The organism is Streptococcus sp. Marseille-Q5986, from assembly GCF_946902915.1.
Taxonomy (GTDB): domain Bacteria; phylum Bacillota; class Bacilli; order Lactobacillales; family Streptococcaceae; genus Streptococcus.
In genome coordinates, this window is sequence record NZ_CAMPPY010000010.1 from 40,748 (window position 1) to 52,957 (window position 12,210).

The following is a 12,210-nucleotide window of genomic DNA, read 5'->3' on the forward strand; positions in this document are numbered from 1 at the left end:
GAGAGCCGAACTCTCGTCTTACTGTTAATTTCCAAAGACATCTCGATAGAGCATGCCGACTCGTAAACTTTCTGCATCTCCTCCCAACTGCTCTACCAACTCATAAGCAAAGGCAAGTGCGGTTGACTGTCCTCGGCTAGTTGTTAAATTGCCATCCACAACTACTGTTTCCTTTCGGTAAATTCCATCACTGATGTTCTCCTGAACACCGTCATAACAGGTGAAGTGCTTGTCTTTCAGGACACCTGCTTGATGGAGGGCGATTGGAGCTGCACAGATAGCCGCAACTTTCTTTCCAGCTTGGTCAAAGGCTTTAATCTCAGAAATGAGAGCTGGATTATCCCGTAGGTGAGCTGATCCTGGCATGCCACCTGGAAGAACTACCAAGTCATAGTCAGACAAATCACCATCAAAGATACGGTCGGCTTTTACCTGAATGCCATGTGATCCTGTCACCTGCTCTTCAAATCCTACCATATCACATAAAATGTTTGCTCGATGCAAGACATCAACTACTGTCAAGGCTTCAATTTCTTCAAAACCCTGGGCTAAGATAACTGCTACTTTTGCCATAGTGGCCTCCTTATTTGATTTGTTTTAGGACGACTTTTTTTCGTTTGAATGGAACTTTTCCACTTTTCTCCTCCGCTAGGTTGGTCTGGTAACTCATAGATAAGAGGAGACCGACACCAATGAGGTTGCTAATAATTGCGGAGCCCCCTTGAGAGATGAAAGGTAGAGGAATCCCTGTCAAAGGAAGTAAGCCTGTCACGGCACCGATATTTTCAAAGATATGGAAGAGCAACATCATGATAAAACCAGTCGAAATGTAGGTGTAGAACTGGTTATTTGACCTGAGCGTAATCTTCAACATCCGGTAAATAAGAAGCAAGTACAGGGCAACGACAAAGACTGAACCAATAAAGCCAAAGTTTTCAGCAATTACGGTGAAAATCATATCACTTTCACGTACTGGAATGAGGAGATTGGACACATTAAAACCTTGTCCAAACAAGCCCCCACTTCCAATAGCAATTTGTCCCTGCGCCTGTTGGTAAGTCGTTGTTTGCGCAAAGTCAAAGGGATTGAGCCAAGCCAAGATGCGGTTGATCTGGTAGGTTGGCATCCCAATCTGATGCAAGAAGGCACGTCCATCCTTGCTTATAAAGATGGCCATGAAGCCTGCAACTGCAATCACTCCTGTCGCAAAAACAGGAATGATAATCTTCCACGAAACACCTGAAAGGAGAACCATACCTGCAAAAATAGCTACAAAGACCAGGGCAGTCCCCAAGTCACTTTGTAGGGCTAAGAGGATCAAGACTGGGATGGTAAAGGCAATCATCCAACCAATCAATAGGAAATCCAAGGGAATAGTCCGTCGCCATTCCTTGTGTTTTTGAGTGAATTGTACGATGACTCGAGCTAGCATCAAGATATAGGAAATCTTCATGAACTCCGATGGCTGAAAGAGTGTCGTTCCGCCAATTGATACCCAGTTCTTGGCACCCGTTGACGCTACAAGATTTGGATTGTAGAAAACAAGAGGGAGAACCATCAAAGCTAGCCCTAGACCATAAAGATAGGGAGTCACCTTCCATAAAAACTCGGTATTAAAGAACATGACCACAAAACCAATGACAAGCCCCAAGGCAATCCAAGCGATTTGCTGACCTAGAATTGGTAATACATTATTTGGATAGTCATGACTAACTGCTATATAAATGGCCACTACTCCAATCACCATTAAACAAAACACTGGTAGAAGGAGGCTATAATCGACTCGAGAGTCGAAGGAACGTTTCATATTTTTTACCTTTTCTCTTTCTTGGATTTTTCTTTCATTCTATTGCGACGGGATTGGAGAAAATCGGCCACAGCAGGCTCTAGCTGTCCTCTAGAAAGAACCTGAACAGCCCTTTCTTTTGACAAGGCCTGAGCGATTTGTTTGCCATAACGTTTGCTGACAACACGACTGTCTAAGATTAGAGCAACCGAACCTTGGTCAGTTCGTCTAACAGTACGGCCCAGGGCTTGTTTTAACCGAATGATCGCCATCGGCAACTGATAATCATAGAAAGGACTTTTCCCTTCTTGACGCAGTTCTTGGTTTAATTCTTTGGTTAACGGTTCTTGGGGATTTTGGAAAGGCAATCTCGGAATCACTTGAATCACGCAAGGATGGGTTGAAAAATCAACCCCTTCCCAGAAACTACCTGTTCCGAGTAAGATCTGGCGTTCGCCTTTTTCAAAACGTTTTTTCAGTTGGCTTGGTTCCCCATTTTTATACTGAGCTAGATGCGGTTGGTCGAGCAGGTCCGAAACTGCCAGCAACATCTCTTTTGAAGTAAACAAAACCAATAAGGGTTCTTGAAAGGCTTGTAACCTTCGGATAACAGAAGCCACTTCACTAGCATAGTCAAAAGGTGAAACTTCCGTCACAAGAGGAAAGTCATCAATTAGAAAGACTTCTTGTTGCTCCTGTTTTGCTACATCAAGCCTAACAAGCGGAGCATCTGGAAGGCCCAATAGATCTGCTAGGGAAACCCGATTGCTGATTTCAAGAGTGGCCGATACTCCTAGGAGCCTACAATCTTCTGGCAATAAATCCGCTAGTATAAAGCGGCCTTTTTTGCTTGAACAAATCAAGACATCCTTGCTCGATTTTTCTGCTGTAGCAAGCCAAAATTCACGGTCCGAAGTGAAAAAGTTTGCAAGATCTCTATACTCTGGGAGAGCTAGCTCCGAAAAATGCTGGCGCAACTGTTCAAGAGAATCCAACCACTTTCCATTCTTAAGGTCTGACTGGTAGTGCTCTATCAAGTAACGACATTCAAAGCCAATACTCTCAAGCAAGCGCTTCTGAACCAAATCTTCCTCTGACTCTAAGGACTTATCAATTTGAGTTACAAGATCCTCAAGGCGATAAGACTGCTGGGCTAGATTTTCGAGAGCTAGCAGCATTTTTTGAGCCTCATCCAAAATCACCATACGATTGTCGACAAACTCTGGATTGTCTTCCAAACGAGTGACCAGATAGGCATGATTGGTCAGAAGAACACGACTGGTCTTGGCCTTTTCCTGCCCTCGTTTCCAAAAATCCTCTGTAGCAAATAAACTTTTCTTTGAAAGCTTGCCATCGTGGACTAGTTCTGGCAGAAAATGCTGGTAGCGATAAAGTTGCCCAATTTCATCCAAATCACCAGTCTCTGTCTCCGTTAGCCAGATAAGCAGTTGCATTTTAAAGCGTGTGAAAAGGCGATTGGACTCCGGTCGATGGAGAACTCGGTGAAAGGCATCCAGTTTTAAATAATTTTGAGGCCCCTTGAGACTATGAATTTCCAGATGGAAGACCTCTTTTAAGCGCTGACCTTCTTCTTGTATGATTTGATTTTGAAGAATTTTGGTCGGAACACTCACTAGGACACCTGCTTGACTCTCCAAGTTCAAAGCTGGGAGGAGATAACCATAAGTCTTGCCCAGTCCTGTTTGAGCTTGGATGAAGGAAGTCTGGTGTTCTTCCAATAAGTGCTCAACCTTCTCCGCAAATTCCAACTGTTGCGGACGCTCCTCCAGCCCCAATAAAGAAATATTTTTAGCAAAATCTTTGGATAACTTTCGTGGGACTAAGGCTTTGCTTTCCTTTCTGAGAAAAAGCCCATGAAGCTCCATCAAGTCCGGTGAAGACAAGAGAGATTGTTGCTGATAGACCTCCTCAATCACCAGATAACTTTCATAGAGAAGGTTGTCTGCAAGGTTTAACAAGCTTTCTAAGAGCCCGTTTGGTAACTCAAATAGTTTTTGACGCATGTAAAGCAAGAGTTCAGCTGTTGCCTGAGCATCTGACAGGGCAGTATGGGCATGTTCCAGCTCAATGCCCAACTCTTGACAAAGGATACCTAAGTTATACTTTTCAAACTGAGGATACAGAACTTGAGCAAGCTCAACTGTATCCACCCGCGGTGTACGCAATTCATATCCTTCAAAAAAGAGAAATTCTGTAAGAAGGTTGGCATCAAACTGTACATTGTGCGCAACAAAAATACCGTCCTTAACCAATTCAAAAATTTTTCCAGCCACCTGAGAAAATTCTGGTGCCGCAGCCAAACGCTGATCGGTCAGACCTGTTAATTCTTTGATATGAGAATCCAAGAGTTCGTGGGGATTGACATCGGTCACATACTGATCGATGATGTCACCATTCTCAATCACCACAATGCCTACTTGAATAATTTTTGCCTTGCTTCCGGTGCTGGTCGCCTCTAAATCAACGACCACATACCGATCATTTCTCGCATTCATCATTAAAAATTATATCAAAAAAAGCATGATTTGACACCCCTCAACTTTGATAACAATCTCGCTTTTCTTTTGAGTTTGAGTAAAAATCAAGACCTTAAAAGTGAGAATTCCTCGTAAGTTCAGCAGTTGATTGCTGGTTCTGAGATATTTGAAAACCTTATCAACAAACCTACATCAACATAAAAAGACAACCAAGGTATTAGCTGCCTTTTTGAGATATTTTTTTCATTGTTTTTGGGAGTAGCTTGCTAATTTCTGTTGGCAGGACAAGATAGTTTTCTTGAGCAAGTTCTTGCGCAATAGCTGAATGAAGGTGAGTCGCTACCACCACTCTCTCATAGAGACTGACTTGGTGAAACTGGCCTGCAAATCCTGCAACCATCCCAGACAGAGTATCTCCCATTCCCCCAGTCGCCTGATAGGGACCGCCAACCTGTAACTGGTAATAATCAGATTGACCAGCTTGCCAAATACGAGTAGCTGGACCTTTCTCTACCAAAATTGTTCCTTGAGGGAAGGAAGTCAAGGCACTAGCTGTTGTAGCTTCGTTTTGCTTTTCAATCGTAATTCCAGACAGTTTTTCCCACTCTTTTTGGTGGGGAGTTAGGATAAGCTGACTGGAAGGAAATGACAATCTTGTTCTAGCAAGGATGGTTAAGGCCCCTCCGTCTACAATCAAAATCTGATTTTGGCTTAAGTTAGCAAAGATCTGTTTAACTAAATCTTCTCCAAAAGCATCATCTCCTAAACCAGGCCCCAATAAGACAACTTCTGCCTTCCCCAACTGCTCTTTTAACAATTGCTGGTCTTGAAGAGAAAAGCCCATAGCCTCAGGTAAATGACTGTGCAAAGCTGGGATATTTTCCCTATCTGTTCCAACAGTCACCAAACCAGCTCCACTTTTAACAGCTGCAATGGCTGACATGATGATTGCTCCCCCATAAGGATAAGTCCCACCAAGCAACAGCAGACGACCGTAGTCTCCTTTATGACTTGTACGAGAACGTTCAATAATGACTTTTTCTAGTAAACCTTGATCAATCACTTTCATCGTTTTTTCCTCAACTATCCTTTATCTGATTGTTTTAAAACAACTTGATATACTTTCTTAGTCCACTCTTCTAAGTCTTCTCCAGCATAGTCAAGATAATGCACCCTATCTTGTATTTTAGTTGGAATAATATTTTCAAATTGGCTCTTATTATGAGTTGGAATAATACAAATATACAACTCACTAAATAAATTCAACATGTCCTTAATTTTTGCAACATGGTAGCCATCAAAAATATAACCAGTAACTTTAATCAAATCTGTATAGATAAAATGAAAACTCACTCCAGGAATAAACTTGTCTTGTAATTCTTTCTCTGAAGGAGCTCGACCTAATAAACGCTCCATCGCTAATCGATAACCAGAACTTGTATTTGACCACCCTAACATGACATAGTCAAAATAATCTATCGGATCCGATGCAGCATTTCTAATATCCAAAACCAACTCCTCAGCATCTCGCCCAAAGGCTTTCACAGCAGATAAGAGCAGACCTGTTTTAAAGATAGAAATCGCTGCATCTATAGTCGTAGTATGACTACAGTAGTCTGAAGTCACTAACCTCTTATGTAGATCATAAGTTGAGGCTACTCTTTTATCTGTAGGGGTAAATGGTGGCAGAAAGGGATGCTGACAGATGTAATCTAAAATTTCTTTTTTTAAACAAGAATCAGCACACTCAATACTTGTTTGACGTTTATGAAGTTTTTCGTAAGCTATAAATTTAGCAATTTTTTCTAATTCCCACTCTTGAATATTTGGATAATCAATTAGTGCTAAGTAGTATATCCCATCCCATTGTAAACTATATTCTCCATTATAAATTTTTAAAATCATCTAATCACCTCACTCTATTATACAACAAAAAGGAGGCTCAGACCTCCTTTTGTAATCTTATATCTAAAATTTAATACTCATTTCTGCCATTTTAGATATAGCTATAGAAAATATACTATCTTCCGCGAATGTTTCTTTTATTTGCTATCCAATGTCCGAAGTGCTGCTTGATAAGTTTGCTCCATTAGCATAGTAATGGTCATAGGACCAACGCCTCCAGGAACTGGTGTGATGTGGCTAGCAAGTGGGGCAACTGCCTCATAGTCAACATCTCCACAGAGCTTGCCATTTTCATCGCGGTTCATACCGACATCAATGACAACCGCACCTGGTTTGACAAAGTCAGCAGTCACAAACTTAGCACGACCGATTGCGACTACAAGAATATCTGCTTTCGCAGCCACCTTAGCAAGATTATGGGTGCGTGAGTGAGTCAAGGTCACTGTTGCATTCTTAGCTAATAACAACTGGGCCATGGGTTTACCGACAATATTTGAACGGCCGATTACGACCGCATTTTTACCTTCCAAGTCAATCCCATATTCATGAAACATTTCCATAATTCCTGCAGGTGTTGATGGAATCATAACTGGATGTCCAGACCAAAGACGTCCCATGTTTAAGGGATGGAAACCATCCACATCCTTTTCTGGGTCAATGGCTAATAAAACCGCCTCTTCATCGATATGTTTTGGTAATGGCAACTGGACCAAAATCCCATGCCAAGCTGGATCTTGATTGTATTTAGCAATCAAATCTAACAGCACCTCTTGAGTAATAGTCTCTGGAACTCGCACTACTTCGCTACGAAAACCAGCCGCAATGGCAGAACGTTCCTTGTTGCGAACGTAAACTTGGCTTGCTGGATTGTCCCCCACCAAAATCACTACCAATCCTGGAACTAGACCAGTTTCTTCTTTTAGTTTGGCCGTCTTTTCAGCCAACTGTCCTTGTAACTTAGCTGCAAGAGCCTTCCCATCGATAATCTGTGCCATATCTCTTCTCTTTTCTATCAAATATCCTCTATTATAACAAAAAATACCTTGTCATTCTAGCATTTCTTGCCTAATGGACCTTATAGTCAAAAACTATAAGAAAAAGCCCTTATCGAGCTTTTATGCCTATTTATACTAGGTAAACTTGTCAGGCTTTCTTTTTGACTTTTAGAGCCGGTAAGACTTCATACATATCCTTAATTAATCTCGTTAGAAATGACTTATCTTCAATGTCTTCTATCAAAATCATCTCCTTAGCTCCTTCATAAGGACGTTCAAGCCTAGTCTGTCCCAGTTGATCCATGACTACCTTCACAGGCTTCAGTAACAGACGATTATCATAGATTCCCCCAATAATCTTCCCACGATAATAAAGGATATACTCTCCCATCATAGGACGATAACTTATCTCCTCTAACTCCGATAGCTGATCGAGAATAAAGGTTAAATATTCTTTACTGGAAGCCATGATGCCTACTACATTTCTTCTAAAAATGAGGTCTTACAAAACCTTACTCAAAAATTCATTGGTCCGTTGTTCTTTTGTTTGATCGAAAATCTCCTCTGGTGTTCCATCTTCGACAACAACCCCATCTGCCATAAAGATAACACGGTCTGCTACCTCACGCGCAAAGCCCATTTCATGCGTCACAATCACCATGGTCATCCCTGACTTGGCGAGGTCTTGCATAACAGCTAGAACTTCTCCAACCATCTCAGGGTCTAGGGCTGAAGTCGGCTCATCAAAGAGTAAAACATCTGGTTCCATAGCAAGTCCACGTGCAATGGCAATCCGTTGTTGCTGACCACCTGACAAACTCTGGGGATAAGCCGTTGCCTTATCTGGCAAGCCAACTTTTTCTAATAGTTCCTGTGCTCTTTTCTCCGCAACTTCCTTGCTTTCACCTTTGGTTTTGATAGGGGATAAGGTGATATTTTCCATCACTGTCATATTGGGAAAGAGGTTGAATTGTTGGAATACCATGCCCATCTTTTCACGCATAGCAAAAAGGTCATTTTTCTTATCTGTGATATCAACTCCTTCAAAGATAACCTTACCTTTACTTGCTTCTTCAAGGAGATTCATCGAACGAAGGAGAGTTGACTTCCCGCTCCCTGACGGACCGATAATGACCACAACTTCTCCTCGTTTAATCTCAAGGTTGATTCCTTTTAAGACTTCATTTTTCCCAAAAGACTTATGTAGTTCTTCAATTTTAATCAAGGTTTCTGTCATTATTTTTTGTCTCCTTGTCCAATATGTTTTTCAAATGCTTTCAACGCCACTGTCAAAACAGAGGTCATAATCAAATAGTAAAAGGCTGCAAATAAAAGGGGAGTCAACGGTAAATAAGTTGTTGTTGCCACTGTCGTTGCACCATTCCACAACTCCATCACCCCAATCGCAGACAAGAGGGAACTATCCTTGATAATGGTGATAAATTCATTTCCCAGAGCTGGAAGAATATTTTTGATAGCTTGTGGCAAAATGACATAACGCATGGCATTTTTCGGACGAATACCCAAGGAATAAGCTGCCTCCAACTGCCCTTTAGGAACCGCATTGATCCCAGCACGAACAGTTTCTGAAACGTAAGCTCCACTATTCATAGAAATAATCAGAATACCAGGAATCAAACGAGAAAGATCAACTCCTAAAATTCCCACTTGAATAGTCGGAGCATTGATATGCATAAGAGCAAAGGCAATCATAATCTGAACCATCATCGGAGTTCCACGGAAAATCCAAACATACATATTTGCAAACCAAACGAGCGGTTTAAAGCGTGAACGTTGGGCAAAGGCCAGTAACACACCTATAATGGTTCCTAAGCAGACAACAAGGATGGAAATCAATACGGTAATCAGAGCACCATAGTTAAAATATGGTAAATACTTTGGTAAAAATGAAAAATTCATATTCAATCAACTTTCTATGTATTAGATTGTATTATTATAACATGAATTGAATTAAAATGCAATTCTTTTCTCTAATTTTAACAATTAACTTGTTAGAACAGAGAAATAGAGAGAAATCACAGTTTTTTTCTAGTCAACCACCTCTTGTTTATGGTAAAATAGAAACGATAAGAAATGGAGGAGAATCAAAATGGAATCACATTTGGTTAGAATCATTAACCGCCTAGAAGCAATGACAAAAGATGGTGGAAATCTAAAACGTAATTTTGAGCGTGAAGGTGTTGTTGTCGCAGAAGTTGCATACAGCCATGACGAAGAAAACGGATCACTCTTCACCCTTCGCGATGTAGAGGCTCGTGAAACTTATACCTTTGATAGCATTGATTTGATTGCAATGGAAATCTACGAACTCCTTTACTAATATGAAAATAACGGGTAGTAAGGCCCGATGAATGAGAATCCTTTTTGTCACCGCAAATGGGATTTTTTCTTACCTTCAATGTCGCTTAATTCTCCATAAATCCCTCTTTTAAAACGAACACTTCCCAATCTTTTTACTTGCTTTACACCTTAATCATGCTATAATGAGAGTATAAAACTTTGACTATTTTTGACCTTTTTTCTTAGGACAAGAATAAGAATGAAATGAGGTAGATGTATGCTCTGTCAAAACTGTAAAATAAACGACTCAACAATTCATCTGTATACCAATATCAATGGACAGCAAAAGCAAATTGATCTCTGTCAAAATTGCTATAAAATTATCAAAACAGATCCAAACAATACCCTCTTTAAAGGAATGACTGACTTAAATAATCATGAATTTGATCCTTTTGGTGATTTTTTCAATGACCTAAACAATTTCAGACCTTCTAGCAATACTCCTCCTATTCCCCCAACCCAATCAGGTGAAGGTTACGGTGGAAACGGCGGTTATGGCTCCCAAAATCGTGGACCTGCCCAAACTCCGCCTCCAAGCCAAGAAAAAGGCCTGTTAGAAGAATTTGGTATCAACGTAACTGAGATTGCCCGTCGTGGAGATATCGACCCCGTTATTGGACGCGATGATGAGATTATCCGTGTCATCGAGATTCTCAATCGTAGAACCAAGAATAATCCTGTTCTTATCGGTGAACCTGGTGTCGGAAAAACTGCTGTTGTCGAAGGCCTAGCTCAGAAAATCGTCGATGGCGATGTTCCACATAAACTCCAAGGAAAACAAGTTATCCGTCTGGATGTGGTTAGCTTGGTTCAAGGAACAGGTATCCGAGGACAATTTGAAGAACGCATGCAAAAACTCATGGAAGAAATTCGCAAACGTGAGGATATCATCCTCTTTATCGATGAAATCCATGAAATTGTTGGTGCTGGTTCTGCAGGCGATGGCAATATGGATGCAGGAAATATCCTCAAGCCAGCCCTTGCTCGTGGGGAACTGCAACTGGTCGGCGCTACTACTCTCAATGAATACCGTATCATTGAAAAAGATGCAGCCCTAGAGCGCCGTATGCAGCCTGTTAAGGTCGATGAACCAACTGTCGTGGAAACCATCACCATCCTCAAAGGTATTCAAAAAAAATACGAAGACTACCACCACGTTCAGTATACCGATGCTGCAATTGAAGCAGCTGCAACTCTTTCCAATCGTTACATCCAAGATCGTTTCTTACCTGATAAGGCCATTGACCTCCTAGATGAAGCTGGTTCTAAGATGAACTTGACCTTGAATTTTGTGGATCCTAAAGTAATTGATCAACGCTTGATTGAGGCTGAAAATCTTAAATCTCAAGCTACACGAGAGGAAGATTTTGAGAAGGCGGCTTATTTCCGCGACCAGATTGCCAAGTATAAGGAAATGCAAAAGAAAAAGGTCACAGACCAGGATACTCCTATCATCAGCGAGAAAACCATTGAGCACATTATCGAGCAGAAAACCAATATCCCTGTTGGCGATTTGAAAGAGAAAGAACAATCTCAACTCATCCATCTAGCCGAAGATCTCAAGTCTCATGTTATTGGCCAAGATGATGCAGTCGATAAGATTGCCAAGGCTATTCGCCGTAATCGGGTTGGACTTGGGACCCCTAACCGCCCAATCGGAAGCTTCCTCTTTGTCGGTCCAACTGGTGTCGGTAAGACAGAACTTTCCAAACAATTAGCTATCGAACTCTTTGGTTCTGCTGACAGTATGATTCGCTTTGATATGAGCGAATACATGGAAAAACACAGCGTGGCTAAGTTGGTCGGTGCCCCTCCAGGTTATGTTGGTTACGATGAGGCTGGACAATTAACTGAAAAAGTTCGCCGTAATCCATATTCTCTCATCCTTCTCGATGAAGTGGAAAAAGCTCACCCTGATGTTATGCACATGTTCCTACAAGTCTTAGACGATGGTCGTTTGACAGATGGGCAAGGACGTACCGTTAGCTTCAAGGATGCCATCATCATCATGACTTCAAATGCAGGTACAGGTAAGGCAGAAGCCAGCGTTGGATTTGGTGCTGCTAGAGAAGGACGTACCAATTCTGTTCTCGGTGAACTCGGCAACTTCTTTAGTCCAGAGTTTATGAACCGTTTTGATGGTATTATCGAATTTAAGGCTCTCAGCAAAAATAATCTCCTTCAGATTGTCGAGCTCATGCTAGCAGATGTTAACAAACGCCTTTCAAGTAACAACATTCATTTAGATGTAACGGACAAGGTCAAGGAAAAATTGGTTGACCTAGGCTATGATCCAAAAATGGGAGCTCGCCCACTTCGCCGCACTATTCAAGACTATATTGAGGATGCCATCACAGACTACTACCTTGAAAATCCAAGCGAAAAAGACCTCAAGGCAGTTATGACCAGCAAGGGCAAGATTCAAATCAAATCTGCCAAAAAAGCTGGAAAAATCAAAGAGAATACTTCTGAAAGAGAAGATTAGAACTCATAAAAAAACCTAAGACAAAATAGTTCTCAACCACAAAAAAGCTAGAAATTCCCAATTGCAGAACTCTAGCTTTTTCATTTTAAGTCGTTCTCTTATTGTATTTTAGGAGCTTATTTGCCATAAGTACCAATCCCATGTCAATTCTCACTTGACGCATCCCTCTCAGATTACCTC

At 41.3% G+C, this 12,210-nt stretch carries 11 protein-coding genes; 2 read left to right on the forward strand and 9 right to left on the reverse strand.

The features are described from left to right. Positions 1-24: 24 nt before the first annotated feature. The 9 genes from OVN21_RS10115 to OVN21_RS10155 all read right to left on the reverse strand — a co-directional run bounded on the left by OVN21_RS10115 (position 25) and on the right by OVN21_RS10155 (position 9,104). Positions 25-573, reverse strand: coding sequence for a DJ-1 family glyoxalase III (locus OVN21_RS10115; protein ID WP_267248319.1), 549 nt, complete (start codon positions 571-573; stop codon positions 25-27). Between the two features lie 10 nt (positions 574-583). Beyond that, positions 584-1,807 (reverse strand): FtsW/RodA/SpoVE family cell cycle protein, encoded by a 1,224-nt coding sequence (locus OVN21_RS10120; RefSeq protein WP_267248320.1) that lies wholly within the window; start codon positions 1,805-1,807, stop codon positions 584-586. Positions 1,808-1,812: 5 nt separating this feature from the next. Then, entirely contained in the window at positions 1,813-4,302 is a 2,490-nt protein-coding gene (locus tag OVN21_RS10125) for a bifunctional DnaQ family exonuclease/ATP-dependent helicase (protein ID WP_416370428.1), read from the reverse strand. A gap of 199 nt (positions 4,303-4,501) precedes the next feature. Beyond that, complete coding sequence (locus OVN21_RS10130) at positions 4,502-5,353, reverse strand: NAD(P)H-hydrate dehydratase (protein WP_267248322.1); 852 nt, start codon at positions 5,351-5,353, stop codon at positions 4,502-4,504. 14 nt (positions 5,354-5,367) lie between these two features. Further along, complete coding sequence (locus tag OVN21_RS10135; protein WP_267248323.1) at positions 5,368-6,189, reverse strand: phosphate ABC transporter ATPase; 822 nt, start codon at positions 6,187-6,189, stop codon at positions 5,368-5,370. Between the two features lie 137 nt (positions 6,190-6,326). Beyond that, entirely contained in the window at positions 6,327-7,184 is an 858-nt protein-coding gene (locus OVN21_RS10140; protein WP_267248324.1) for a bifunctional methylenetetrahydrofolate dehydrogenase/methenyltetrahydrofolate cyclohydrolase, read from the reverse strand. A gap of 148 nt (positions 7,185-7,332) precedes the next feature. After that, positions 7,333-7,653: a TfoX/Sxy family protein gene (locus OVN21_RS10145; RefSeq protein WP_267248325.1), complete on the reverse strand. Its 321-nt coding sequence runs from the start codon at positions 7,651-7,653 to the stop codon at positions 7,333-7,335. A gap of 33 nt (positions 7,654-7,686) precedes the next feature. After that, complete coding sequence (locus OVN21_RS10150; protein WP_267248326.1) at positions 7,687-8,421, reverse strand: amino acid ABC transporter ATP-binding protein; 735 nt, start codon at positions 8,419-8,421, stop codon at positions 7,687-7,689. Continuing rightward, the gene (locus tag OVN21_RS10155; RefSeq protein ID WP_061453814.1) at positions 8,421-9,104 is read right to left on the reverse strand and encodes an amino acid ABC transporter permease; all 684 of its coding nucleotides are present in this window, start codon (positions 9,102-9,104) and stop codon (positions 8,421-8,423) included. Before OVN21_RS10155 ends, OVN21_RS10150 begins: the two co-directional genes overlap by 1 nt. Positions 9,105-9,294: 190 nt before the next feature. Here OVN21_RS10155 and OVN21_RS10160 point away from each other — a divergent pair, with 190 nt between their 5' ends. Together OVN21_RS10160 and OVN21_RS10165 are read left to right on the forward strand one after the other, a co-directional pair. Then, positions 9,295-9,525 (forward strand): DUF1797 family protein, encoded by a 231-nt coding sequence (locus OVN21_RS10160; protein WP_000443577.1) that lies wholly within the window; start codon positions 9,295-9,297, stop codon positions 9,523-9,525. A 237-nt stretch (positions 9,526-9,762) separates the two neighbouring features. After that, positions 9,763-12,030, forward strand: coding sequence for an ATP-dependent Clp protease ATP-binding subunit (locus OVN21_RS10165; protein ID WP_267248327.1), 2,268 nt, complete (start codon positions 9,763-9,765; stop codon positions 12,028-12,030). Positions 12,031-12,210: the final 180 nt, after the last annotated feature.

Bases quoted from the DNA above. Each gene is read 5' to 3' on its own strand.
- OVN21_RS10150 (WP_267248326.1), bottom strand. From the start codon at position 8,421: ATGACAGAAACCTTGATTAAAATTGAAGAACTACATAAGTCTTTTGGG.
- OVN21_RS10160 (WP_000443577.1), top strand. From the start codon at position 9,295: ATGGAATCACATTTGGTTAGAATCATTAACCGCCTAGAAGCAATGACA.
- OVN21_RS10155 (WP_061453814.1), bottom strand. From the start codon at position 9,104: ATGAATTTTTCATTTTTACCAAAGTATTTACCATATTTTAACTATGGT.
- OVN21_RS10135 (WP_267248323.1), bottom strand. From the start codon at position 6,189: ATGATTTTAAAAATTTATAATGGAGAATATAGTTTACAATGGGATGGG.
- OVN21_RS10140 (WP_267248324.1), bottom strand. From the start codon at position 7,184: ATGGCACAGATTATCGATGGGAAGGCTCTTGCAGCTAAGTTACAAGGA.
- OVN21_RS10115 (WP_267248319.1), bottom strand. From the start codon at position 573: ATGGCAAAAGTAGCAGTTATCTTAGCCCAGGGTTTTGAAGAAATTGAA.
- OVN21_RS10145 (WP_267248325.1), bottom strand. From the start codon at position 7,653: ATGGCTTCCAGTAAAGAATATTTAACCTTTATTCTCGATCAGCTATCG.
- OVN21_RS10165 (WP_267248327.1), top strand. From the start codon at position 9,763: ATGCTCTGTCAAAACTGTAAAATAAACGACTCAACAATTCATCTGTAT.
- OVN21_RS10130 (WP_267248322.1), bottom strand. From the start codon at position 5,353: ATGAAAGTGATTGATCAAGGTTTACTAGAAAAAGTCATTATTGAACGT.
- OVN21_RS10125 (WP_416370428.1), bottom strand. From the start codon at position 4,302: ATGAATGCGAGAAATGATCGGTATGTGGTCGTTGATTTAGAGGCGACC.
- OVN21_RS10120 (WP_267248320.1), bottom strand. From the start codon at position 1,807: ATGAAACGTTCCTTCGACTCTCGAGTCGATTATAGCCTCCTTCTACCA.